The following is a 25,923-nucleotide window of genomic DNA, read 5'->3' on the forward strand; positions in this document are numbered from 1 at the left end:
CCGCATACGACGCAGCGCCCGCCTGCGCGGGCGTTTCCCACTGCGCCAACGCATCGGCGAGCGGATCGTAGTCCGCCGGAATGCCACCGGCGGGCGCCGCCGCGCCTTGATCCTGGTGCGACGACTGGCTCGACGACGGGTAAGACGGCTGACCCGGCGGCTGACTCGACGGCGGGCGCGGCGCCTGCGCCTGCGGCACCGCAAACGCCTGCCACTCCGGCGACACATGATCGCTCTCCGAGCCCGCGAAGCCCGGCCGCGACGAAATCCGCTGCGCTTCGCCGAAGCCCGGCTGCCCGAGCGGATCGAGCGCGCCGAGCCGCAGCGCGTCACCTTGCGAATCGGCCGGCAGCGGACCACCGAGCACCTGCGCGGCGCTCAGCGGATCATGCCCGCCCGTCAGGCCGCCCACCCCTGCCGCCGGCTCGCCGAGCGACACTTCGAGCAGATACGGACCGATCAGCAGACGGTCGCCGTCCGCGAGTCGTGCCTCGCGCGTGCCGCCGAGCGCGCGCTGATTCAGCACGCTCGGATTGCTGCCCAGATCGCACAGCAGGTAGTCGCCGCCGCGGAACTCGATGCGCGCGTGAACGCGCGAGATCGCGCGCTGCTGATCCGGCAGCACCAGCGTGCAGTCGTTGGCCCGGCCGATCGTGCCGCCCGCCGGGCCGAACGCGATCGCGATCGGCTCGGCCAGCGTCTCGTCGTTGAACCGCGCAACCCGCAGCGAAAGAATCGGATAGTTCACTTGGCTCCCCACAACCGGTCCGGTGCATCACTCACGATTTGATTTTTTTGGTGCCGTCGTCGGCATCTTTGGGCGCGGTCGGCGCGGTCGGCGACGAGCCGCTGCCCGAGCCCGCCGAGCCGCCCGAGTTGAGCAGGATCGGCGTGCCCGACACCGCCACGCTCGCCGGGCCGATCACCACGAAGGCGCCGCCCGCCTTCAGCGTGATGCTCGCGCCCGCCTCGATCACGACGTTCATGCCCGCCTTGATATGGATATTCATGCCGGCATCGATCGCATAGTCCATGCCGACTTTTTCCTGCAGCTTCTGCCCGACCTTCAGCGACGCATTGCCGTCGACCTCGGCGTTCTGGTCGCCGGTCACGGCATCGTGGCGCGCACCCGTGATCGCGATGAACTCGTTGCCGGTCACCTTCAGATGCCGATCGTTGCCGACGTTGTTCAGCATGTCGTTCTTCACCCACGTCTCGTGATCCTTCTCGGCGTGGAAGAACAGTTGCTCGCTGCCCTTGTCGTCGTCGAAACGCATTTCGTTGAAGCCGCCGCCGCCCTTGGTCGAATTGCTCTTCAACGTCGAGAACATCTGATTCGCCGGCAGCGCGTACGGCGGCATCGTATTCGCGTTGTAGACGCAGCCGGTCACGAGCGGCCGGTTCGGGTCGCCCTCGACGAATTCGACGACCACTTCCTGACCGATGCGCGGCAGGAAGAACGTGCCCCAGTTCTTGCCGGCCCAGCTCTGCGAAACGCGTACCCAGCAGCGCTTCATGCGCGCGTCCGCATCGGCCGGCGGCGCGAACTGCTCCCAATGAAACTGCACCTTGATGCGGCCGTATTTGTCCGTGAGAATTTCCTCGCCGTCCGGGCCGACCACCACCGCGGTCTGCGGGCCCGCCACCACCGGCTGAACGGTCAGCCGCTCCGAGCGGAAGTGGTTTTCCTTGCGCAACGCGGTGAAGGCGCAGTCGAAGAACGGCAGCGACGGATCATGGCGCACCGTCGATACATAGACATCCGAATTGATCTCGTACGTCGCGCTGACCACCAGATAATCGTGGTTTTGCGCGTCGCAGGCGTGATGTTCGAGCTTGAACTGGCCGCCCGGCCAGATGCCGCGCGCGCTCGAACGGCCCGAAATGCTGTCGTTGCGCGCCTGGCGAATCTCGATGCCGACCTTCGCATACCGATCGCCGTCGCCGGATTGCACGTGGCCACTCAGATGCTCCTGCATCGTGTACACCGGCGGATCGTAGACTTTCGGCCGCGTCGCGCGCGACAGCAGCCCTTGCTGGTTGCTCGACGAAGGCTTTTCGAAATCGTAGTCGTTGACTTCATACTTGCCGGTCTGCAATTCCGCGCCCGAACTCCACGCATACACGCATTCCTTCTCGTTCGACGGTTCGTGCCACGCATCGTAGGAGATCGTCGCATAGTGCTCGATCGGCGCGTGCACGTCGCTCGAATCGGTCAATACCAGCGTATGCTTGCCCGCCTTGTGCTCGAAGTAGTAGTAGATGCCCTCGTGCTCCATCAGGCGGCTTACGAAAGCGAAGTCGGTTTCGCGGTATTGCGCGCAGTGCGGCAGCGTCGGATAGCTCGCCTGGCATTTATTGCTGAGGTCGATGCTGTAGTCCTGCAACACGCCGGTCACGATATCCAGCACGCTTTTTTCGTGGAAAAACCGGCTGTGCGACGCACGCGTGAGCAGCCACAGCCGCGGCCGCACCACGGCTTCGTAGCGCGCCATGCGGTTGCGCACGCTGTCGCCCGGCGCGACGATGCGGAAGGCCGTGACGATCCCGTTGAATTGCCGCTCGCCGTCGCCGGGCAGCGACAGCGCGATCGAGATGTCCTGCCCGAGCAGATCGGCGGCTTGCAGATCGTTGCGCTGGCTCAGCAGATCGAGCCGCCATTCGCAGAGGCGTCCCAACTCTTCGGTGCCGCTCAGGTGCAGAAACAGCAGGTCCTGGCCGGCAGGCGCGCAACTGACGGTGACGTGGCGGTTCTGATTTTGCGTGGTCATGTCACGGAATCATCGTCTTGACGGTCGCGGGATTGACGATCGTGACCACCCCGCCCCAGTTGCACATGCAGGTCGAGACGTTATCGAGCGACGGCTGGTTGCCGAGCAGCACGGTCGGCGCGCCGGGCGCCCACGGCGACAGGGTGGCCGGGATGCACGGCATCGGCGTCAGCACGCCCAGCGCGGCGGCCGTCGCGGCGGCCACCGTCGGATTGGCGGGCGAGCTGCACACGCCGAACGGCATGATGTTGACGAGCGGAATGTGATCCATGATGTTGGCCGCGGGCGGCCCTTCGCCCATCACGCGATTGACCGGCAGCACCACGAGAGACGAAGGCGCCGCGCCGAACGAACATTGCAGCGTTGCGCCCATGCTGACTTGTTGCGGCATAGAAAGGCACTCACCATGCGAAGTAGCCGAAAATCCGCGCGAACGTCGCGTCGGTCCGATCAATCGAACGTATAGAGAAACTCGCCGTCGCGCGCCCCGATCTGCACTTTCGCGACCGCGCTGCCGTTCATCATGCGCGTCAGGAATTCCGTGCTGATACGCGGCAACAGCGTGTTGGTCAGAATCGCATCGATCATGCGGCCGCCGCTTTCGAGCTCGGTGCAGCGGCTGCCGATCAACTTCACCACGTCGTCGTCGTAGCTGAACGGAACCTTGTGCGAGACGCGCAGGCGCTTTTCGATCCGCCCAAGCTGCAGGCGGATGATCGCGCCGAGCATCTCGTCGGAGAGCGGGTAGTACGGAATCACCACGACACGCCCGAGCAGGGCCGGCGGAAACACCTTGAGCAGCGGCTCGCGCAGGGCCTTGGCGATGCCCTCGGGCTCCGGCATCAGTTCCGGGTCCTTGCACAGGCTCGTGATGAGGTCCGTGCCCGCATTGGTGGTCAGCAGGATCAGCGTGTTCTTGAAGTCGATCACGCGGCCCTCGCCGTCTTCCATCCAGCCCTTGTCGAACACCTGGAAGAAGATTTCGTGCACGTCCGGATGGGCCTTCTCGACTTCGTCGAGCAGCACCACGCTGTACGGACGGCGGCGCACCGCCTCGGTCAGCACGCCGCCCTCGCCGTAGCCGACATATCCCGGCGGCGCGCCCTTCAGCGACGACACCGTATGCGCCTCCTGATACTCGCTCATGTTGATCGTGATGACGTTCTGCTCGCCGCCGTACAGCACCTCGGCGAGCGCCAGTGCGGTCTCGGTCTTGCCGACCCCCGAAGTGCCGGCGAGCATGAACACGCCGATCGGCTTGTTCGGATTGTCGAGACCGGCGCGCGAGGTCTGGATGCGCCGCGCGATCATCTCGGTCGCATGCGCCTGGCCGATGATGCGCCGGTTCAGATTCTCCGCGAGCTTAAGGACGTTTTCGATTTCGTTGCGGACCATCCGGCCGACCGGTATGCCGGTCCAGTCCTGCACGACGGAAGCGACCGCCTGCTGGTCGACGGTGGGGAGAATCAGCGGGTCTTCGCCCTGATGCTGCGCGAGTTGCGCCTGCAGCTCGCGCAGTTCGGCGAGCCGTGCCTCGCGTGCGGCGGTGTCGCCGGAAGCGCCGGTTTCAGCCGCTGAGCGGTTCGCTTCGTGGTCCGCTGCGTGGTTCGCTTCCCGCTCTGCTTCGTTCGCCGCGCCGGCCTGCGCCGCGCCTTCCACCTTGCCGGTCTCGCCGCGCAATTGCGCGCGCAGATCGAGAATCCGCGTCACCAGTTCTTTTTCTGCCTGCCAGCGGGCGTCGAGCGTGGCGAGACGCGCCTGCTCGGCGGCGAGCTTTTCCGCGGCCGCGGCCTGACGCTCGCGCGTGTCGACGCCCACCGCATTTTCGCGGCCGATGATCGCCAGTTCGGTTTCGAGCGCCCCGATACGCTTGCGCGAATCGTCGACCGAAGCCGGCGTCGCGTGCTGGCTGACCGCCACGCGCGCGCAGGCCGTGTCGAGCAGGCTGACCGATTTATCGGGCAACTGGCGCGCAGGAATATAGCGATGCGAGAGCCTCACCGCCGCTTCGAGCGCTTCGTCGAGCACCTGCACCTTGTGATGCTGCTCCATCGTCGAGGTGACGCCGCGCATCATCAAAATGGCCTTGGTCTCGTCCGGCTCGCTGACCTGCACGACCTGGAAGCGCCGCGTCAGCGCCGGGTCCTTCTCGATGTGCTTCTTGTATTCGGCCCACGTGGTGGCCGCCACCGTGCGCAGCGTGCCGCGCGCGAGCGCCGGCTTCAGCAGGTTCGCCGCGTCGCCGGTGCCAGCCGCTCCGCCCGCGCCGACCAGCGTATGCGCTTCGTCGATAAACAGAATGATCGGCTTTTCCGAGGCCTGCACCTCTTCGATCACCTGCCGCAAGCGGTTCTCGAACTCGCCCTTCATGCTCGCGCCCGCCTGCAGCAGACCGACGTCGAGCGTGCGCAACTGCACGTCGCGCAACGACGGCGGCACGTCGCCCGCCGCGATGCGCTGCGCGAAGCCCTCCACCACCGCGGTCTTGCCGACGCCCGCCTCGCCGGTCAGGATCGGATTGTTCTGGCGGCGGCGCATCAGAATGTCGACCACCTGGCGGATTTCCTCGTCGCGCCCGACGATCGGATCGAGCTTGCCGTTGCGCGCCTGCTCGGTCAGATCGGTAGTGAAGCGCCGCAGCGCTTCCTGCTTGCCGAGCGCAGCGGCCGGCACGGGACCGCCTGCATCACCCGCATCGGCGCCCGCGCCCTGCGCGCCGCCCGCCTGAAAACCGTCGCTCGCGCTCATCGCCGCTTCCGGCGACTCGCGCAGCAGGCTGTCGAATTCGTCGACGAGCGCCTCGAGCTTGATGCGCTCGAACTGGCGCGAGATGCCGTACAGGCTGTTGCGCAGCGACGGCGTCTTCAGCAGGCCGACCACCAGATGGCCGGTGCGCACCTGCGACTCGCCGAACATCAGCGAGCCGAACACCCAGCCGCGCTCGACCGCTTCCTCGACCTGCGAGGAAATATCGGTCACCGAACCCGAGCCGCGCGGCAGGCGGTCGAGCGCTTCGGTCAGATCGCGTGCGAGGCCGGAAGGCTCCAGCCCATAGTGCTTGACGATGCGGTGCAGGTCGGAGTCCTGCAGTTGCAGGATCTGATGGAACCAGTGCACAAGCTCGATATAAGGATTGCCACGCAATTTGCAGAACACGTTCGCGCTTTCGATTGCGCGGAATCCGAGCTTGTTCAGCTTGCCGAACAAGGCTGCCCGTTTGATCTCGGCCATATGGCTATTCCCCCGATGATGTCGATGATGGCACCGCAGAAGAAGACGGCGCACGCGCCGCCGCGGCAATCCGTGAACGGCCATCCGGCGCGGTCGGCTGCAGCACCAGCTGGCGCTGATCGCCTTGCGCCGCCTGGCCGAGCGTCCAGGTGGTGTAACCGAGCCGCGTGTGACGCCCGAGTTGCAGACGCGGCACGTCTTCCTGTCTGAGCACGAGCCTCAGGTCCCAGTCGAGCCCGTCGCGCGCGTAGTTGCGCACCCAGTCGACGAGACGCTTCAGGCTCTCGCCGCCCGGCAGAAAGCGCTCGTAATCGGCGCGGCTCAGCGGTCCGATGACGATGCGAAACTTATGCTGGCAATCCCACGTGCGCGTGCCGAGCAGCGTCGCCACGCCGAGCGCGGCGCCGTCGGCCGCGCCCAGACGCAGCAGCGAACCGGCGGGCAGCGTCATCCAATGGCCGACCCACTGCTCGATCTCGACCGGCAGGTTGAAAAAGCGCGTCAGGACGAGCTTCAATCCGGCGGCCGGACGGGTCGGCCCGGCCAGCAGACCGGCGAAGTGCAGCTTGGCGAAATCGGGCACCGCGTCGCGCTCGCGCAGCGCCGGCTCGCCGAGCCCGAACAGGCTGCCGACATAAAAGGAAAAGCGGTCGCGCCCCGGTCGGTCGAGACTCACGGCCGGCTGCGCATTGGCCCACGCGCGGTAGAACAGCGTCACCATGCGGTGATGGAAGACGTCGAGAAAACGCGCGAAGGTCGGGTCGCCCGCATTGCGCGCACGATCGCGCGCGTATTCCGTCAAGTGCGTGGGCAGCGGGCCGTGCGGGCCGAACAGGCCGAAGAACTTGACCGCGAGGCGCGCGGCATGGCGTTCGCCGGCCGGCGTGAAGGCGCCGAGCGAGGTCGGCTGGAACACCAGTTCGGGTTCCTGCACGAAACGGATCGCGTCGTCGCGCGGCTGCATCGACTCGCCCACGCGCGGCTTGTCCGGGTACGCGTTCTCCAGCAGCCGCACGACCTGGAAGAAGTCGAAGCGGCGCGCGTCGTCCTCGAGCCGGCGCAGCAGCGTCAGAGCGTCCGGCATTGTCCGACCCTCGCTGGCCAGCGCATGATCTCGCCGCGGGAAAGCGTCTTCACCACGGTCTCGGTGAACGAATTGATCGAGACGTATTGCGCGAAATAATGCGCGAGCACGGCGCCGAGCAGAAACGCGCCGGCGCCTTCGAACGCGGCTTCGTCGAGCGTCAGCGTCACTTCGAGACCGCGGCCGAACACGATCGGTCCGGCGCATGGCAGGCGGCGCGTCACCGAGCGCGCATCGATCGAGCGCACGCCTTCCACGAGCCGTTGGCTGGCGATATCGTCGACGGGACAGTAGAGGCTCAGCAGATCGCGCAGCGCGCGAGCGCCCTCGCGCGCGTCGTTGTCGAGCAGCGACGCGTAGTTCAACGACAGGTGGCTCAACAGCCGCCACGCCACGGCCCCATGCGCATACGACGGCAGCGGCCGGCTCGGGCCGTTCACGCAGCGCACGCTCTGCACCGGCGCTTCGACGTCGAGCGTGAAATCGGCGGGGCCGACGCCGACCGGCATCGTCAGGGGCAAGTCGCGATTGGTGCACAGCACCTGCAGGCCGAGTTGCCGCAGGTCGGCGCGAAACGGCGCATGCTTCGCATCCACCAGCGCGATGTACATCTCGCTGCCGAGATAGCTGCTACGCGGTCCGCGCTCATGCTGCCGCGACGAGGGCAAACGCTTCTCGCGGCGCACCTGATAGTAGGCGCCGGCCCGATACATGGCGCCGAGATCGCGCGCGTGATAGAACGGCTCGAACTGCTGCTCGCCGCCCGCGCTCGCGCTATAGCCGGTCGCGGTCTCGATCCGGTAGATCTCGAAGTCCATCGGCCGGGTGCGATCGGCCACCACGTGATATTCGAACTGCTCGTCCGAGAGCGCGATGCGGTCGGTACGCTTCGCAAACAGGTTGATGGCGGGCGTGCAGTGCAGCGCGAAATTGCCGGCGTCGAGCGATTGTTCGAGCTGCGGATCGCCACGCTTGAGCAGCACGATGACTTCGAGTTCGGTCTCCGCGCAACGGCGCAGCGCCGCCTGCAAGCCGTCGATCGCGAGAAACATGAAGCGCTGCGGAAAAGCGAAGTACTCCTGCAGCAAACGGTAGCCCGGGAACGACTGGCCGCTGAGCGGCAGCAGCGCTTCGTCGTCGGCAAAACCGAGCGGGCGCAGCGCGCTCGCCGGCAACTGCACGTGCCATGCCGCCGGACGTTTGGCCGGCAGCACGACGATGCCGCTCACCGAACCCAGCAGACGCTCGTGGATGCGCGTGGCCATGCCGTCGGTGCCGCGCAGATACAGCGTCAGCCGGTCGAGCTTCAACTGGTTGAATTTCAGGCCGCCGGTCGCGCGCAGCCGCAATCTGAGGCCGGCCTTGATGGCGCCGCCGCCCGCCATGCTCGCCGGCAGCGCGCTGTCGATACCGCCGAGCGAACCGGTATGCGTAAAGAAGCGCGCCTCGGCGATTTCGAGCGGCCAGAGCGCCAGTTCATGGGCGCTGCGGTATTCGCAACGCGTCGAACCGTTCTTGTCGAGCACGCTGCGCAGCGCGCTGCCGCGTGGAATGCGCACGCCTTCCGCGAGACTCGAACTGCTCAGGTCGGGCTGGATCTGCACCACGGCCATCGACGGCGTCGGCGCGAGGTAATGCGGGTACACCAGTTCGGCGAGGTGCTGGGTAAAGCGCGGAAACTCGTCGTCGATTTTCAGTTGCACGCGCGCCGCGAGAAAACTGAAGCCTTCGAGCAGACGCTCCACATACGGGTCCGCGCATTCGAGACTTTCCATGCCGAGGCGGCCGGCGATCTTCGGAAATTCGCGCGCGAACTCGCCGCCCATCTCCCGCAGATGCTGCAGTTCCTGGCTGTAGTATTTGATCAGGTCGGGATTCATGGCGTCAGCGCGGTCCGCCCTGATCGATCACGCGCATCTCGCCGGCCTCCAGGTCCAGTTCGGTCCTGAAGTAGAGCCGCTCCGGATACGGCTGCGCCCACAGGTCGCCCTCGACCAGAAACGACACGGTGTTATGACGCCCGGTGGTTTCTTCGAACTGCATCGAACTGACCCGCACGGTATCGCGCAGAATGCGCGGCTCGAACGCCCAGATCGCGTCGCGCACCAGCCGTTCGAGCCGCAGCGGATCGATCCCCGAGGCGGTCTTGCCGGCAATGTCCGGCAAGCCGAAGTTGATGACCGAGGTCGCGACGTACGGATAACCGCTCAGGTCCTGCACCGACGCGAGGCCGTTCGCATTCAGCAGCCAGGCGAGGTCGCGCTGCACGCTCTCGCGCAGTGCGCGCATCGACAGCACGCGGCGCTCGCGCGCTTCCTGGCTCGCCTCGGGTTCGAGATCGGTCAGCCGGTCGAGCAGTGACGGCTGCAGGCGGTCGCGGGCGGTCAGCTCAGCCATGATCGGGGACGGCCGCGCCGTTCTCTTCGGGGTCCGCAGCACGGCTTTCCAGTTCGATGGTTCGCACGTCGAAGAGCGCGTAGTCGTTCGCCTCCGAGGCGAACATGCGCTGTCCGACGGGCCGCGCGGTCGCCGGATCGTCACTGCTCCAATCGGTCAGTTGCGCGAGCCACAACGCGCGATCCGGATGAGCGAGCGTGCCCGGATAGCGGGCCGGAATCAGGCCGGCGGCCTGGCCGTCGTTGGCCCAGGTAAAGATAGCCGGCATCCAGACCCGGTCGCGCAGGTCCGAGGGCGGCTCGATCACGATGCGTTTGATACGGTCAAACGGAATCCAGTAATAGCGGCCGTTCAGCACGGTTTCGAGGGTCGGGCCGAGCCGGTTGTCGGCATCGGCGAGCCATGCAAACGGCTCGCCGTTCAGCGTGCCGGCGGTGGCCGGCGCTTCCTCGAGCGCCTGCGCGCGCGCGGCCGCCGCCGCGCCGGCATCGCCCGCGGCTTCGAGCCGCAATGCTTCGACGAGCAAGGCGAGCCAGCCGGTCGGCTCGCCGAAAATCAGCGGCGCGTGTTCGCCTTTGAACACCGCGTCGCGCAATGCTTCGCACTGCAACGCCGCGCGATAGGTTTGCACCATCGGCAACGCCGCGGCGTCGAGTTCGCCCACCACGTTCAGTTGCGTCAGCGCGCGATCCCACGCGCCCGTCACCGCGAGCAACTGGAACAGAAAGACGCGATAAGCGGCTTTCGACGGGTCCTTGCGAACCTGGTTCTGCAATTCGCTCAGGCATCCGTCGACATCGCCCGCGCGCAAACACTCTTCTGCTGTCATGCCGGTTCGCTCCGCTCAGGCTGAGGTCATCCCACCCGCCGCCGCACCGCGGCGGCGTGGCCGGCGCGGTGCGGTCGTCCCATGCTGCCTGCCGCTCAACTCTCGGCGTTGGCGGGAATGTTCCACTTCGTTTCGACCACCCCGCCTTCCTTCGCACCCTTGGCGTTTTGCGGCTGATACTCGACATGGAACTTCTCGAAGTTGAGCGTGACGTTCTCGGTGAAACGCTCTTCGCCGCCCGAGCCGCCCGTCGAGTAGGAGCTGACCAGCACGCCTTCGAGCGTGACCTTGTAGTACTCGAGCGGGTTGTCGCCGCCGGCCTTGCGCACGGTCAGCAGCGCCTTGTCGATGTGCGTGCCCTTGGTACAGGCCGCCATGATCGGCGGCGTGGCCTTGTCGCTGTATTTGGTGAACGAGAGGTCCTGCACCGATACCTTGCCGGCCCCGCCGCCCGTCCCCATGTGCATCGTGCCGCTCTGGCTCAGCCCCCAGCTCCATGCCAGCACTTCGATTTCTTCCTTATGGGTCTTGTCCTGCGACTCGCCCTTAATATCGCCCAGCTTCATGAACATATCGATGGCCATGTCTTTCTCCGCTCAAAACAATTCGTCACTGAAAAAAAGGGATTTCCGTCATGCCGCCTTGGCGGACGGAAGCTTCGAAACCAACCGTAGCGATACGGTCAGGCCTTCCAACTGGTAATGCGGACGCAGGAAAAACTTCGACGTGTAATACCCCGGATTGCCTTCCACTTCTTCGACGACCACCTCCGCGGCTGCAAGCGGCCGTCTTGCCTTGGACTCTTCCGTCGAGTGCGCGGGATCGCCATCGACGTACTGCAGAATCCAGTTCTGCAGCCAGCGCTGCATGTCGTCCTTCTCCTTGAAGCTGCCGACCTTGTCGCGCACGATGCACTTCAGGTAGTGCGCGAAGCGGCTGCACGCGAACAGGTACGGCAGACGGGCGGCCAGATTCGCGTTCGCGGTGGCGTCCGGGTCTTCGTACTCGGCGGGCTTATGCAGCGACTGCGCGCCGATGAAGGCGGCGAAATCGGAGTTCTTCTTGTGCACGAGCGGCATGAAACCGTTCTTCGCCAGTTCGGCTTCGCGGCGATCGCTGATGGCGATTTCGGTCGGGCACTTCATGTCCACGCCGCCATCGTCGGTGGGGAACGCATGCACCGGCAGATTCTCGACCGCGCCGCCCGACTCGATGCCGCGAATCCGCGAGCACCAGCCATACATCTTGAACGAGCGATTGATGTTGGTCGCCATCGCATAGGCCGCATTGGCCCATGAGTATTTGCTGCTGTCGGCGCCGGCGGTGTCTTCCTCGAAATCGAACTCCTCGACCGGGTTGGTTTTCGCGCCATACGGCGCGCGGGCGAGAAAGCGCGGCATCGCGAGACCCACGTAGCGCGAATCTTCCGATTCGCGCAGCGAGCGCCAGGCCGCATGCTCAGGAGTTTGAAATATTTTCGTCAGGTCGCGCGGATTCGCCAGCTCCTGCCAGGAGTCCATCAGCATCACGGCGGGATCGGCGCCCGCGATGAACGGCGCATGCGCGGCGGCGGAGATCTTCGCCATCTGCGTCAGCAGATCGACGTCGGGGCCGCTGTTGTCGAAGTGGTAATCGGCCACCAGCGCGCCGTACGGCTCGCCGCCGAACTGGCCGTACTCCTCTTCATAGAGCTTCTTGAAGAACGGGCTTTGATCCCACGCGGTGCCCTTGTACTTCTTGAGCGTCTTGTACAGATCGCCCTTCGATACGTTCATCACGCGGATCTTCAGGGTTTCGTCCGTCTCGGTGTTGTTCACCAGATAGTGCAAGCCGCGCCATGCGCTCTCGACTTTCTGGAACTCTTCCGAGTGGATGATCTGGTTGATCTGCGCGGTCAGCTTCGCGTCGATCTGCGCGATCAGCGATTCGATCGTCGCGAGCACGTCGCCGGAAATCACGTTGGTATCGCGCAGCGCCTGTTCGGCGAGCGTGCGCACCGCCGTTTCGACGGCTTCCTTCGCCTTGTCGCTCTTCGGCTTGAATTCCTTTTGCAGCAGGTTCGCGAAATCGCTCATTTCGAGCGAGGTTTCGCCGGGTTGCGCTTGCCCTTGGGTACTAGGTTCGGCCATGGTCAGACTCCCCTGTGGTTCACACTCATTCCTGCGGCTTCGGCGCGGACGCCAGCGACTGCAGCAAGGCCGGATCGCTCAGCAGCTTCGCGATCAGGTCCTCGGCGCCGGTCTTGCCGTCCATGTACGTCAGCAGGTTCTGCAACTGGCCGCGCGCTTCCAGCAGCTTGGCCAGCGCATCCACCTTGCGCGCGACCGCCGCGGGCGAGAAGTCGTCCATGCTCTCGAAGGTCATGTCGACGGCGAGGTTGCCCTCGCCCGTCAGCATGTTCGGCACCTGCACGGCAACGCGCGGTTTCATCGACTTCAGACGCTCGTCGAAATTGTCGACGTCGATCTCGAGAAACTTGCGATCCGCCACCGGTGCGAGCGGGTCCGCCGGCTGCCCGGAGAGATCGGCCAGCACGCCCATGACGAAGGGCAGATTGACCTTCTTCTCCGAGCCGTAGACTTCGACGTCGTACTCGATCTGAACCCGCGGCGCCCGATTGCGCGCGATGAATTTCTGGCTGCTTTCCTTGGCCACGACCATTCCCCTGGTTGACGCCGCACGGCCGCGAGCAGCATGGCGCGTGACTGGCGTTGCTAAACGCAAAAAGCACATCCCCGGCTGACTGCTTACTCGTTCTCGATACCGCCTACCTGCCGGGCCTGGCTCATTCCTTCGGGCGCGAGGTCCTGCAGGATTTCCATAAAGCTCTTGTCGACCAGACGGCGCGCGCGCAGCAATAGCAGCGGCACCGGGCTGGAGGGTTCGTGACGCTCGTAGTACGCGCAGATCTTGTCGAGCACGCGGATCACGTCCTGACGATCCGTGATGTCGCCGGACACCGGCGCCGGCGCCGCGCCCGCGCGTTGACCCGGCGCGGCCTCGCCGGCCGCCGCCTCGTCCAGCGCCCCCTCCGCCGCGACGGCCGATGTGCCGAGACGTTCGCCGAGAAAGTCGGCGGCGCGCCGCAGCAGCTTCGTGAGCGGCGAGAGGTCGATGGCGCGCGCGGCGCCGACGTGTTCGGTCAAGACCGTCTCGATGCGCATCCCGGCATGCAGCGCGTCGAGCAAGGCGGCGTGCGTGGCCACCGCGTCTTCGTGCGCGTCGGCGATCACCGCGTCGATCGAGCTGAGCGACGGCGCTTCGACGCCATTGGCGAGCGGCACTTCGCCGGTCGCATATTCGATGTCGCGCAAACTGACGATGCCATGCGCGCGCGACGACACGAGCGCGGCATCGCGCACGTCCAGCAGCATGCCGGAGGCTTCGGTCAGCGCGGTGAGCGTGTTGACGCGGGCGGTCGGATCGTTGTCGTCGTCCGCATCGAGTTGCGGATACACATGATCCCAGCGCTGTTCGAGCAGCCCCTGCACCAGCGCAAGACCCTCGGCAAAGCCGGCGAAACCCTTGCGATTCAGCAGCGCGCGCGACAGGTGCACCGCGACTCGCAAATCACGGCTTCTCGCGAGCAGATCGAGTGACAGCGCTTCCGCGACTTTCCAGTCGGGCGGCGTGGCGGCGACGGTAGTCTCGCCGTACTGCACCTCGGGCTTGCCATGCACGACCTGCTCGAGTTGCAGGAAGTCAGGGTGGTACTCAAGGTCGTCTCCGCACGGACTCTCGGCGGATATCTCGGCAAGCAATACGCCCGCAGCAAGCGTGGCCATGTCTTGTATCGGTCTCGGATGAGTAGTCTCGACGCACCGTAAAGGACCGGTACGGGTTGCCTTGCCGCCAGGGAATGAGCGCTCCCCCGAAATACCTCTTAACTCTATTTAAATTGCCCGCGCCGGACTCACGCGATCTTTTAGCGAAGCTTACGTTTTCTCATTGGCAATTCGATATGAGAATAGCACGCGGCCCGGAAAATCAAAGCCGGACAGCAATAAAAAGTCATTTTGATTAATTAAGTTAAATACTATATGAAATAGCTTCCAATTCTATAAATATTTAAAACGCTCGCAGCTTTCTGTTCCAGAAAAAATCGTAATCATCAGACTAAACGGTCGTCCTATAATTTCGCCACTGTCCCTTTTGGGTCGGTCGATCGGCGGGATGTTCCGGCATAGTGGTAAACGAATCCGGCACCCCGATTTTGCAAAAAAATTAAACTTTTTTTGCACCGCTAAGCGCTTAAATCATAATTACGGGTTAGTCCCGATAGAAATACGACAATGCGCATAAATGTCGAATAGCCCATTAAGTTTTATCTTGTATTAAAGAAAACGGGCCAATAGACTAACGCTGTTTCCAGTCACTCTACCGGTTGCCGCGCGGCATTACCGGTATTGCATGGATTTGACGCGCCGCTGTCTGGGAGGGCGGCGCGGCTGCACGGATTCGTCGAGGACTGGAGTCCCGTGCATCACGGACTCGCCAAGAATGGGCAGTTAACCAGTAGAGCCTCGCCCGAGCGAGGTTCACCACTCCGGGGTGACAAGTGGCAGAGATCCAAAGCGCAGCGGTAATAGACCACGCTGGAGAAAGCGCGCTGCCCGACCTGTGGCAGCGCCGCACCTGTTTGAGCCATGACGAGATGGCATCGATCTACACGATCGTGCGCCGCGCGCTGACGGGCTACCATCCGTCGGAGTTGCAGGCGCTCGGCGAGGACAAGGAAGAACTGATCTCGCAGTTCCTCTATTTCAAGGTGTTCCGTCTCGACGCCGCGCAGACGGCATCGCCCACCTTCCCGCTGCACAGCGCGCCTTCGAGCAGCCACGCGGTGTGCGCGTACTTCCGCCGTTATCTGATCGACTGCCTGCGCAGCGCGAGCCATCAGCGCAACGTGTCGATCGACGAAGACGACGTGATGCCGGAAGTCGACCGGCAAGCGGCCTTTCATCCGGACCCGATCGGCTCGGTGCTATTGCAATACGGCCTGCATGAAGCCGAAGTGCGCGAATCGGCGTCGCGCTTCATCGCCTCGCTCGACGACGCCGACCGCATGCTGCTCGCCGGCAGTCTCGGCTGGCTCTCGAACGAGAAAGGCGGTTTGTCGCAAGTGGCGGCGCGTTACGGTATTGCGTCGTATCACTATCGGGCCCGCAAGCTCGGCGTCACGCTGAAAAAAGGCTCGATCCCGGCCGACTTCAGCCGCACGGAAATCGGCCAGTGGATCGAGCAGGACCTCGGCATCGACATCACGCCGTGCAATCGCATGGCCATCCTGCTGGTGCTGGGCATTCTGTCCGCGCAGTCGCACGCGCAGGAATAAGGTCGAGAGACCGCGAGCACATGAGAGGTCAACGGTGCAACTCGTCACCGCAAGCCTGACCGACCGGGGCGGCCGCCCGCGCAACGAAGATTCGTTCGGCGACTGGTCGAGCGAACGGCTCTACTATTGCGTCGTCGCCGACGGCGCCGGCGGACACGGCGGCGGCGACGTCGCTTCGCGCCTCGTCGTCGATTCCGTACTGGCAGATTTGCGCTACCTGACCGTGGCCGAGTTGCCGCCGACCGGCGAGCGCCTCGCGAGCGCGCTCACGCATGCCAACGAGAACATCGTCGAAGAACAGTTGCGCGGCGACGGCAACGAGAAGGACATGCGCTCGACCGCCGTGCTGCTCGCCATCGATCGGGACTGCGGAACGGCCGCGTGGGCGCACTGCGGCGACACCCGCCTCTACTGCTTTCGCCATGGCGGAATCAGCGCGCGAACGCGCGACCACAGCATGGTCCAGGAGATGGTCGACGCCCACCTGCTGGCCGCCGAGGAGATGCGCCATCACCCGCGCCGCAATGTGCTGTATGCGGCGCTCGGCACCCGGGACCCGTTGCAGATCGCGAGCGTGGCCGGCACCTTCGCGCTGCGTGACGGCGACGCTTTCCTGATCTGCACCGACGGACTCTGGGAGTACGCCGACGACGCCGGCATCGTCGACGCGCTGGCGCAGGCGGCGACGCCCGCCGCGTGGCTCGACGCGCTGGCGGACAAGGTGCGCGCGAACGCGAGCGCCAATCACGACAACTTCACGGCGCTCGCAGTGTGGATCGGTGGCGATCCGGAAGCGACGGAATTGAGGGTGACGCCGGGCGCCGGACCAGTGTAGACGTCGCGGACCCCATCCAGTGGAATCCTGACGAACCATGAGCGCAACGTCCGAAGCGTACGCCATCCGCTCTCTTTCGCAGGATTCCTGAGCAGGCTTATTGAGTGAGCTTATCGAACAGGCTTACTGAGCAGAATCACCGAGCAGGATTCGTATCGTGCCGATCTCGATCATCATTCCCTGCCTGCAAATGGCGACGACGCTCGGGCGCGCGCTGGACAGCTGCCTGATCCAGCCGGAGGCGGCGCAGATCATCGTCGTCGACGACGGCTCGACCGATGCGTCGTTCGACGTCGCGCAGCATTACCGCCAGCGCGACGCGCGCGTGGAAGTGCTGCGCATGCACGTGAACGGCGGCGTCGCCGCCGCGCGCAACTGGGCCGCGATGCACGCGACGCAGGACCTGCTGGCCTTCATCGACGCCGACGACGAATACCTGCCCGGCGCACTGGCTGCGGCCAGCCAGTATTTGCAGCGCGCACCGCGGGAAGCATCGGTGCGGCTCGACGTCGACTATGTCGGTTTTCCACAGGCCATCGTCGAGCATCCCGACTTCGACAAATATGCAGCGATCCTCAGCAATACCGTGCCGAGCAGTCTGGTGATCCGGCGCGCGGTGTATCGCGCGCTCGGCGGCTTTCCGCTCGACGAATTCTTCCGCCGCGTCGGCGGCGAAGACGGCGCATTTTCATGGGCACTCGGCAGGCTGTTCGGCAACCGGCGGCTGATCGACGGCAAGCGGGTTCGCCAGCATTACCATCCCGGCATCCACGCCGAGCGGTTTTTCAGAATTCATATGGGCATGGAACGGCCCCTCTATGAAGAGGTCGTCGAGGCATTGCGGCTGTCGCAACGCTTCGTCGCCAGCGCGGAGCTGGCCCTCGCGCAACTGCGCGCGCTGCATGCGCCGGCCGGCGGCGCGGCAGCGGAGGTCAGCGACGCTAACGCAAGCGCCCCCACAGCGCCGCGCGAAACGCCCAAACAACGCTAGAAGTCGCCGCAGCCGTGCTGGCTGTTGATCAGCATGCAGCTGTTCAGGTTCGGCTGCGAACGCACCCGCTTCCACTCCACCGCGAGAATGTCCTGATTGTCGCCCGGTGTCGTCGTGCTGAAGAGCGGCTGGTTCGAGCCGATGCAGATGTTGGTGCCCTGCAGATTGTTTTCGTAGACGAAGGTCTGCTCCTGACTGCCGAACACCGATTGCAATCCGCTGTGTGCGATCGGATCGAAGATCGGCTGCGGCGAGTTCGGCAACGGCAGCACGGTCAGCGTGCCGGGCAATTCGTTGACGATATAGCCCACGTTCGATGCGAAGCTGGGGTTGATCGGATAGCTCCCCGCCGGCGATCCGGCGTTTGCCGTGGTCGTCTCCGAGCCGCTCAACGCGCCCGCGGCGGTGTCGCCATTGATCAGGCCGCTCGCCGTGAACGTGAAGGCGGGGTTCGGCGCGCCGACGAAGCGGGTCGCGCCGTCCGCGGTGACGGTCAGCGTCGGCCGCGCGGCATAGACGAAATGATCGCCGCTGGTCGGCACCGTGCCGCCCCAGCTACAGCCCGAACCGAACAGGCAACCGTAGAAATTCGGCTGCGCGGTGTTCGGCTGTACGCTGCCGCGCGTCTCGCCGTTCCAGGTGCTGGCCCAGATGCGCCAGCCATTGCCGGCGCTGAGCGTGCCGCTGCCCGCGTCGACGAAAACGCCGCTCTCCATCACGAGGTCGATCGAGCCGTTCGTGCTCAGATTCGTATTCGGCCCCGCCGCAGAAGGCGTGCTGCCGCCGAGTCCGATATTGCCGCTGCTCGCGGTCGCGACGAGGTTGCCGGTCAGCGTGGAGTTGGTCGCGTCGACCGTGCTCGTGCTGCCTGTGGCGTAATTGAACGTCTGGCTCGTCAGGGGACCGATCACGAAACCATGGGAGTCCGAAAAATCGACGTTGCCCGCCTGGGACATCGCCAGCACGGCGACGTCGTTTTGCGGATCGGTCAACTGGAAGTTGCCGGGCCCGGCGAGCAGCAGTCCGGCCGCCTGAATGCCGCCGGGGTCGGTAACGGGACCGGCCGAAATCAGCGTCAAGGTTTGGCCCGGCATCGAGATGCCGTAGGGCAGCGCGATCCCGCCACTGCCCGCGCCCGGATTGGTCAGCGTGAGATTGTTCGCGAAGCTCGGACGCGTCGTGCAAGTCGTGCTGCCCGACGCGCACTGCCCGTTGACGGTGATCGCGCCGGTCTGCGTGCTGGACCCGAGCACGATGTTCGGGATCGACGCGAAGGTCGCGAAGGTCGCGGCGTCGATGCTGAGGCCGCCGCCCGCGCCGAGCAGCGTGATCGGCGTGCCGTCCTGCGCGGTGATCGCGAAGCTCGACGGGTCCACCGAGGCCGGCATGATCGCCAGCACGCCGCCCGGCGAGGTCAGCGCCGCCTGCGTGATGGCGAGGCTGCTCGCGGTGCCGTCGTTGAATGCGCGCAATACGATCGAGCCGGGATTCGCCGTCGAAATCGTCGCGTTGTTGCCGTTCGTACCGGTGGTCGTCAAGGAGAAGCCGAACTCGCTCGACTCGTCGACCGGCATCGGGACGCCGATCGCGACGCCCGGATCGGTCGTGGTGGTCGAACCGGCGATGCCGATGGTGGTGTTCGCCCCGGTCGCGCTGAGCGTGCCGCTGCTGATCAGCACGCCATAGTCGCCCTGCAGGTTCGGGCTCGCGGCAACGGGTCCGGTCACCGCGCCGCGAATATCGATCGCACCGCCGTTGGTCGAGGTGACCGACGATGCATCGGTAATCAGCACGCCTTCGACACCGGAACCGACGCCGCTGCCGTAGAGGCTCACGGTGCCGCCGGTCGTTATCGAGGTGGGACCGGGCTGCACGCAGTCGCCGCAAGGCGTGTTCTCCAGCGCGAGGCCGATCACCGAGGAGCCTTCGGCCGCCGTCCCGACACTCTGCCCCGTGAAGGCGATGTTGCCGCTCGTCGACTGGACCGACGACCCGCGCAGGTCGAGACCGATACTGACGCTCATGTTCGACGACACGCTGCCCGAGGCGGCCATGGCGCCGCTGCCCGTGCTCAACGTGCTGTTGTAGATATAGGTGCCGGTCGCGAAGCTGCCGCCGGTGGTGGTGCCGGTCACGCCCCCCGTCATGCTGATCGGGCCGCTCGTGTTGGAGATCGTGGTGTTCTCGACGTCGATGCCGAGACTCGCGTCGCCGCTTTGCGACACGCTGCCGCCAATCGCGATCGCCCCGCCCGAACTGCTGATCCCCGGTTGCAGCGTGCCGGTGTCGCCCTCTGAAACGCCGCCGAACACGTAAACACCGGTGCCGAAGCTGCCCGTGGACGTGCCGGTCACGCTGAGCGGCCCGCTCGCGCTGCTGACGGAACTGTTCGACAGAAATACGCCGGTGCCCGGCTGGTCGATATTCGAACTGCCCTGGCCGTTGATGCTGAGCGCGCCGCTGCCGGTCTGAATCTGGTTGCCGCCGATCACGAACACGCCGTCGTTGGAAGCGCCGCCGGCGGTCGCCGTGCCCTCGATGTCGAGCGGGCCGCTGGTCGTCGAGATGGTGCTGACGCCCTCGATCGAAACGCCCGCCGCGTTCGGGCCCAGCGCAACGCCCGTAAGAGTCTGCGGGCCGCCCTCGGTGGAAATCTGCGACGCGTTGATGAGGATGCCTGTCGATGCCGTCACCAGATAGCCGATCGCGACGCCCTCGAGCGGGAACGTGCCGCTGGCCGACAGCGCGCCGCCCGCCGTGTCGATGATCGACGTGTCGATCAGGATCGGGCTGGTCCCGCCGTTGCCGTTCAACGTGATGCCGCCGCCGTTGGTGTTGACGGTGACGCTCTGGAACGCGATCAGACTGTTCGGGCTCGCCCCCTGGGTGTTCGCATCGAAAGTCAGGCTGAGCGGGGCCGCGCTCGACGTGATGTTGCTGTTGATCTTCACCGAGCCCGTCGCGTTCAGCGTGAGCGTCGCGGCCTTGGTACCGGTCGTGATGCTGAGCGGTGCGTCGACCACGATGTCGCCCACGTCGTTGTTCGCATCGAGCCCGGTCGATATCTTCACCGACGTACCGCCGCTCAGCGGACCGGTGAGCGCCGAGTTGAGGATGTACGTGGTGCCCGTGAACGGGCCGAACGTCACGGGGCTGTCGGCCGACGGGGTCGGCGCGACCGCACCCTCGGGCAAGGTCGTCACGATGTCGACCTCGAACGGATCGAGCAGCCACAGGCCGCCCTGCCCCTTCGGCGCCGATGCGTCGACGCTCATTCCGGTCGTGTCGAGCGTGTGCCCCGAGGTTTCGATCAGGCCGCCGTTGCCGCCCTGCGGGCCGCCCTTCGCCGTCAACGTGCCGTAAATGCGGCTGACCGTCTCGCTATAGGCGGCGATGTTGCCGCCGTTGCCGTCGACGAGCGCGTCCGCGTGGATGCTCGCGGTGGGCGACATCCAGATCGCGTTGGCATTGCGCACGGTCGGGTCCGCACCCGCCGAGCCGCCGCCGAAATGCACGGTGCCGCCGCCGGCGGCGCCGCTCGCATCGACATAGGCGCCCGCGAGCAGCGCCACGTCGTAGCCCGTTACGTCGATCCGGCCGCCGGTTTGTCCGGCGCCGCCGCTCGCGTCGAGCGTTCCGCTCACGAGCGTCGCGCCGTTCGTGCCGCCGTCGAGCAGAATATGGCCGTCGTGTTCGCTGAGGCTTTGCGCACGCACGATGCCCTGCTGGTTGATGACCGTGCCGGCCAGCGCGTCGGCGGTCTGCGCGCTCATCACCACCGTGCCGCCGTCGGCGGCCAGCGTGCCGGTGTTGCCGATCAGCGCGTTGGCCGCCCCCTGGTTGATCTTCAGCGTCGTCAGGCCGTCGCCGGCGAAGTCGACCGTGATGTCGTTGCCCGCGCCCAGCGCGACGGTGCCGAGCTTCGCGTTGACCGTGCCGCTATTGCTGACCGTGCCGCCGAGCAACGCGACGGTGCCGCCTTCCGCCGCCGTCAGCGAACCGGCATTGCTGACCGATGCCGCCGAGGTGCCGACGAAGCGATAGTTGCCGGCGAGGAAATCGGCATTGGAGATGTTGAGGGTCGAGGCGATCATCGACCCCACGTTCACCGACGACCCCGGCGCAAAGATCACCCCGGCCGGATTGACGAGAAACACCTTGCCGTTGGCCTGCAGGCGTCCCGCGATCACGCTGGGGTCGTTGCCCGTCACGCGGTTGAGCAGGGCCGAAGCCGCCGACGGCTGCACGATCCTGACCGCTTCGCCCGCGCCGATCGAAAACGTGTTCCAGTTGACGATCGCATTCGACGAGCCTTGCGTAATGTTCATCTGCCCCGCGCCCGGCGAGCTGATGCCGACCGTGCCGGCCACCACCTGCGCGCCGGTCGGGTTCGCGAACGCGGACGGCAGACACGACGCCGCGAACAGCGCGGCGACCGCGCCGGCAATCGCGTTGTTGGCGCGCCTCGGCCGCGCCCTGCATGGCTTGTTCATCGCACACCTCGGCGCCGGGAGCCTCCCGGCACGACCCACGATTCAACGATCCTGCCGCCAGCGCTGCGCGCGCGGCAACCGGCGACCCGATTCATGCTTTCGCTGCCCTTCGTCATACTGTGTTTTGTGATGCTCTTCGCGATGCCGCGTTGCCCCGTCAGAACGTCTTCGTCAGTTGTACGTAGAAGCGTGGGAGCTTGTCGTCGCCGGTCGTGTCGGGCGCGGTCGTGCGCCATGCGACCGTGCCCTGCAACGAGAAGCCGCCCGGCGCGGCCCAGAATGCGCCGACCCCCACCCCGCTGCGCGTGATGACGTTCGAGCCCTGGTTCGGCCGCGAACTGGCGTTGTACCAGCCGGTTCCGAAGTCGAAGAAGCCGAACACGGTCGCCCGCGCATCGATCGCAAAGCGGCCTTCGAGCGTGGCGACGAACCCCTCGTCGACCAATGCTTCGGAGGGCGAATAAGCGCGCACCGCGTGCGGACCGCCCAGCAGGAAGCGCGACGAACTGTCGAGCGTGGTCGCGGCCCACTGGCCGGATACGCCGGCGAACACGCTGAACCGCTCGGTCACCGCATTGAGGCGGTTGGCAAAGAAAGTCGCGCGCAGTTCGTTGCCTTGCGTGTCGCGTCCCAACGACGAGGCATCGAGCTGCTCGGCCGCCGCGCTGCGGAAATGCAGGCTGCCGATCAGCAACTCCACGTCGGCGCTGTTGAAGCCGCCGCCGAACAGCGCGTCGCGGCTTTCGTAGCTCAGGCCGATGCTGCCTTCCACGAGCGACCTCGGATTGTGCTGATCGACGACGCCGACGTTGTCGATCAGATCGCGGTATTCGAAATTGACGCGGCCCAACAGGCTCTGATTGCGCGTGCGCACGAGCGGATGCGTGAGCGTGAAGTCGACCACGGTCGCCTCGCCCTGCGCGTCGAGCGAGGCGAACTCCTTGCCGAGCGCGTAGTTGAGCCGCGACACCGCGACCCCGAGGCGCGTGCCTTGCGCATTGAGCGGTGCCTCGTAGCCGACGCGCCCATAGAGCGTGTCGCCGCGCTGGCCGCCGAGCAGCCGCAGGTCGAGGTTGTCGCCGATCATGAACGGCGAATTCAGGCGGGCCAGCGCGCCGAGCCGCCAGGTGCCGCTCGCGTCCGCGCCGAAGTTGTCGAGGTCGACCGCGAAGGTCCAGCGTTTGGCGGGCGCGACGCTGATGGTCAGATCGACCGTGCCGGGCTCCTCGCCCGCCTCGATTGCCGAGGACACCTGAATACCCGGCAGATCGGACAGCAGCAGCATGGTCCGTTCGAGCTCGTGCTGCTGCAGCGGCCGGCCGAGCGGAATCTGCGCGACCCGCTCGCGCAGCAGGTCTTCGCGGATCGGCGTGCCGGCCGCGATGTCGAGCCGCACATGGCCGACGCGCCCTTCGAGCACGCTCAGTTCGACGTTGCCGGCGCTCACGTCCTGCGGCGGGATCACCACCTGGGCCAGCAGATAGCCGCGCTCGCGATACACCTGCGTGATGCGCGCCGCAATCGCTTCGAGGCCGGCAAAGCCGGTCTCCTTGCCGATCCGGTCCTGCACGGGCGCGAGCAGCACGTCGGTGGCGATCGTGTCGTTGCCCTTGAGCGTGATGTGCTTCAGCACGAAGCTCGGGCCGGCCGCGGTGACGGGCGGCGGCGGCGCCTGCGGCACCGCCGGCAACGCCTGGCTGCCGGCCGGCGGGGCGGGACGCGTATCGCGCGGCGCCGTCTGGTTCAGGATGCTGCCCGCGTTCGGCAGCGTCTGTCCCCACGCGAGCACGCTGCCGCAGGACACCGCCGCGGCGATCAGTCGGAGTCTTTTCATCGATGTAGGTCGAGGTGTCGGTTCATCCCTGTTGCGGCCGCGCGATAGTCAGGCGCCAGCCGCCCATCAGATCGAATGGCGCCCAGAAAAACGGATGCGCGAAGCGCGGCGTGTGCAGCACCGCCAGTTGCGCGGTGCGCATCGCATCGATCGCATCATGGCCTTCGGCGAGTTGCGAGTAAAAGGTGCGCATCGTCAGCGCGCTCGATTCGTCGGCGACCGGCCACATCGACACGATCAGGCTCGTCGCGCCGGCATAGAAAAACGCGCGCGTGAAACCGAGAATCTCGTCGCCGCGCGCAATCCGCCCCAGCCCGGTCTCGCAGGCCGACAGCGTGACGAGCGAAACGTTGTTGAGCTTGAGGTTGTAGATGTCCTTGGCGAGCAGCGAGTCGGGGCCGTCGGCGGGCTGCGTCGCCGGCGCGAGCAGGATGCGCGAGTGCAGCGGATCGATCGTGTCGGCCTGGGCGTGGGTCGCCACGTGCAGCACGCGGCCCGCCGGCGCGTTGTCGCGAAAGCTCAGGCGCGTGGCGTCGCCGTGCAGAAACACCTCGTTGTGCGCGAACAGCGGTGCGATCCCCTGCACTTCCGCCTCGGCGCCCGGCAGCGCATACGCGGGCGTGATGGTCGGATTGCCGAACGCGACCAAGTCGCTCGCGATCTTCTGCTGGCGTTGCGCGAGTTGAATGGCGACACTCGCCGACGGCGCGAGCGCGATCGGATGGCGTTCGATCAGGAAGCCGTCGGCATTGTGCAGCGCCTGGAACGGCAGATAGTGCAGCGCGCCGTGCGGCACGATGATGAGCCGCTCGTTCGGGCGCAGGCCGAGCGGCGCGATCAGCAGCGCATCGAGCTTGTCGCCGTAGGTGAGCGCGGCCGGGCGGCGGCGCACGATCGCGTTGCGCATGTCGGTCACGGCGGCATCCATGTCGGCGCGCGCGATCGGCAAGGTGTAGCCGGTCAGGCCGTCGCGACGCACCACCCAGACGATCATCTCCTTGTCGAGGCTGTGGTATTCGACGATCGCCTCGTTCGGCTTGAGCACGGCGCGCGTCGCGGCAAGGCTCGGCACCTGGCCGTTCAGTTGACGGTCGTCGACGCCGGCATCGACCCGGTTGCGCACGACATCGAGCAGCGCCCGCGCGCGGCTGCGCTCGGACAGCGTCCACGCGCCCTCGTAGTCGCCGGCGTCGACGCTCAACGCGATGGCCTCTTCGAAGACCGTTTGCGTATCGCCGAACAGGCCGGTCTTGAACTCGTCGCTGCGAAACCGCGCGCGGATTTTCTCGGCGTCGTCGACGGCCAGCAGATAGGCTTCGCGCGCATGCGGCTTGTCGTTGAGCGCGAGATCGGCGCGGCCGATGCCTTCGTGAGCCCACAGGCGGTCGTAGTTCGCGTCGCCGGAATTGCCGCTTTGGCCCAGCAGCGCTTCGAACGCGCGTCGTGCATCCTCGGGCTTACCTTCGGCAAGCAGCAGATTGCCTTCGATACGCTGATACTCGGGGGCAAGTTCCGCCGTGGCCGGCGCGCCGATCGCGTCGAAGGTCTGGCGCGCGCCGGCCGTGTCGCCGGCGGCAAGCTGCGCGTTGATCACCGACATCAGCACGAGCGGCTTGTAGCGCGGCGACGCGGTCGCCAGCGCATCGTTGTAGGCGGCCAGCGCCTCGCGGGGTTTGCCCCGGCGCAACGCGACGTCGCCGAGTACCTTGTCGGCCGGCGCGTAGACCTGCTCGGGCGCCTTCGGCGTCGAGGCGAGCGCCTCGCGGGCGTAGCGTTCGGCGTTGTCGAGATCGCCGGCATAGCTGTAGGCGATCGCGAGGTCGCGCTTGGAGAGGGCCGCGAGATCCGCGTTATTGGTTTGCCCGGCGACCACGAGCGCGCGCGCGGCGGCGTCGACGCTGTCACGAAAGTCGCCGCGCTCGGCCGCCGAAACGGACATGCTGCAATAGTCGTAGGCGGGAAGTTTGACGTGATCGCGCGAGAGCAGCAGACGCCCTTCGGCGGTCAATGTGTTGATCGTTTCGGCGTCGCGTTCGCGTTCCTCGGCCTGGCGAAAGCCGAACGATTCGGGGGCCAGCCCCGCGGCGCTGGCGGGCCGCGCCACCGCCGCGGACGCGCCGCCG

The 25,923-nt window shown here is 66.0% G+C and carries 18 protein-coding genes; 3 read left to right on the forward strand and 15 right to left on the reverse strand.

Translation table 11 applies throughout. From position 1 onward, the window contains the following. From F3J20_RS29395 to tssA, 12 genes are all read right to left on the reverse strand, one after another. On the reverse strand, positions 1 to 748 hold a 748-nt coding region (locus F3J20_RS29395; RefSeq protein ID WP_167285607.1), incomplete at its 3' end, for an FHA domain-containing protein. A 31-nt stretch (positions 749 to 779) separates the two neighbouring features. Then, positions 780 to 2,771, reverse strand: a complete 1,992-nt coding sequence (gene tssI / locus F3J20_RS29400) for a type VI secretion system tip protein TssI/VgrG (RefSeq protein ID WP_167285608.1) — start codon at positions 2,769 to 2,771, stop codon at positions 780 to 782. A gap of 1 nt (position 2,772) precedes the next feature. After that, complete coding sequence (locus tag F3J20_RS29405) at positions 2,773 to 3,162, reverse strand: DUF4280 domain-containing protein (RefSeq protein ID WP_167039863.1); 390 nt, start codon at positions 3,160 to 3,162, stop codon at positions 2,773 to 2,775. A gap of 59 nt (positions 3,163 to 3,221) precedes the next feature. Next, positions 3,222 to 6,002, reverse strand: coding sequence for a type VI secretion system ATPase TssH (gene tssH / locus F3J20_RS29410; RefSeq protein WP_167285609.1), 2,781 nt, complete (start codon positions 6,000 to 6,002; stop codon positions 3,222 to 3,224). Positions 6,003 to 6,006: 4 nt separating this feature from the next. Further along, entirely contained in the window at positions 6,007 to 7,086 is a 1,080-nt protein-coding gene (tssG, locus tag F3J20_RS29415; protein ID WP_167285610.1) for a type VI secretion system baseplate subunit TssG, read from the reverse strand. After that, the gene (gene tssF, locus F3J20_RS29420) at positions 7,071 to 8,966 is read right to left on the reverse strand and encodes a type VI secretion system baseplate subunit TssF (RefSeq protein WP_167285611.1); all 1,896 of its coding nucleotides are present in this window, start codon (positions 8,964 to 8,966) and stop codon (positions 7,071 to 7,073) included. Before tssF ends, tssG begins: the two co-directional genes overlap by 16 nt. Positions 8,967 to 8,970: 4 nt before the next feature. Continuing rightward, a complete protein-coding gene (tssE, locus tag F3J20_RS29425; protein ID WP_167039855.1) occupies positions 8,971 to 9,483 on the reverse strand; it encodes a type VI secretion system baseplate subunit TssE in 513 nt (170 codons plus the stop codon). Further along, positions 9,476 to 10,312, reverse strand: coding sequence for a type VI secretion system accessory protein TagJ (locus F3J20_RS29430; protein WP_167285612.1), 837 nt, complete (start codon positions 10,310 to 10,312; stop codon positions 9,476 to 9,478). The genes tssE and F3J20_RS29430 overlap by 8 nt, the downstream gene beginning before the upstream one ends. A gap of 95 nt (positions 10,313 to 10,407) precedes the next feature. Further along, a complete protein-coding gene (locus F3J20_RS29435) occupies positions 10,408 to 10,896 on the reverse strand; it encodes a type VI secretion system tube protein Hcp (protein ID WP_167039852.1) in 489 nt (162 codons plus the stop codon). A 48-nt stretch (positions 10,897 to 10,944) separates the two neighbouring features. Beyond that, a complete protein-coding gene (gene tssC / locus F3J20_RS29440) occupies positions 10,945 to 12,441 on the reverse strand; it encodes a type VI secretion system contractile sheath large subunit (protein WP_167039850.1) in 1,497 nt (498 codons plus the stop codon). Positions 12,442 to 12,466: 25 nt separating this feature from the next. Then, positions 12,467 to 12,973, reverse strand: coding sequence for a type VI secretion system contractile sheath small subunit (tssB, locus tag F3J20_RS29445; RefSeq protein WP_205192674.1), 507 nt, complete (start codon positions 12,971 to 12,973; stop codon positions 12,467 to 12,469). A gap of 86 nt (positions 12,974 to 13,059) precedes the next feature. Then, the gene (tssA, locus tag F3J20_RS29450; protein ID WP_167285613.1) at positions 13,060 to 14,097 is read right to left on the reverse strand and encodes a type VI secretion system protein TssA; all 1,038 of its coding nucleotides are present in this window, start codon (positions 14,095 to 14,097) and stop codon (positions 13,060 to 13,062) included. A gap of 869 nt (positions 14,098 to 14,966) precedes the next feature. Between tssA and F3J20_RS29455 the strand changes: the two genes are divergently transcribed. The 3 genes from F3J20_RS29455 (at position 14,967) to F3J20_RS29465 (ending at position 17,473) form a co-directional block, all read left to right on the forward strand. Next, the gene (locus tag F3J20_RS29455) at positions 14,967 to 15,647 is read left to right on the forward strand and encodes a hypothetical protein (RefSeq protein WP_167039948.1); all 681 of its coding nucleotides are present in this window, start codon (positions 14,967 to 14,969) and stop codon (positions 15,645 to 15,647) included. Between the two features lie 34 nt (positions 15,648 to 15,681). Then, a complete protein-coding gene (locus F3J20_RS29460) occupies positions 15,682 to 16,482 on the forward strand; it encodes a protein phosphatase 2C domain-containing protein (RefSeq protein ID WP_167039845.1) in 801 nt (266 codons plus the stop codon). A 154-nt stretch (positions 16,483 to 16,636) separates the two neighbouring features. Beyond that, positions 16,637 to 17,473 carry a glycosyltransferase family A protein gene (locus tag F3J20_RS29465; protein ID WP_167285617.1) on the forward strand — a complete coding sequence of 279 codons (837 nt, stop codon included), beginning with the start codon at positions 16,637 to 16,639 and terminating at the stop codon, positions 17,471 to 17,473. Here F3J20_RS29465 and F3J20_RS29470 read toward each other — a convergent pair. The 3 genes from F3J20_RS29470 to F3J20_RS29480 all read right to left on the reverse strand — a co-directional run. After that, the gene (locus tag F3J20_RS29470; RefSeq protein WP_167285614.1) at positions 17,470 to 21,966 is read right to left on the reverse strand and encodes a filamentous hemagglutinin N-terminal domain-containing protein; all 4,497 of its coding nucleotides are present in this window, start codon (positions 21,964 to 21,966) and stop codon (positions 17,470 to 17,472) included. The genes F3J20_RS29465 and F3J20_RS29470 overlap by 4 nt on opposite strands. Before the next feature lie 157 nt (positions 21,967 to 22,123). Next, positions 22,124 to 23,800 carry a ShlB/FhaC/HecB family hemolysin secretion/activation protein gene (locus tag F3J20_RS29475; protein WP_167285615.1) on the reverse strand — a complete coding sequence of 559 codons (1,677 nt, stop codon included), beginning with the start codon at positions 23,798 to 23,800 and terminating at the stop codon, positions 22,124 to 22,126. 22 nt (positions 23,801 to 23,822) lie between these two features. Continuing rightward, positions 23,823 to 25,923, reverse strand: a 2,101-nt coding sequence (locus F3J20_RS29480) for a CHAT domain-containing protein (RefSeq protein WP_167285616.1), incomplete at its 5' end; no start/stop codon positions are given.

Origin of the sequence: Paraburkholderia sp. Cy-641 (assembly GCF_011752945.1) — a bacterium.
Taxonomy (GTDB): Bacteria; Pseudomonadota; Gammaproteobacteria; order Burkholderiales; family Burkholderiaceae; genus Paraburkholderia.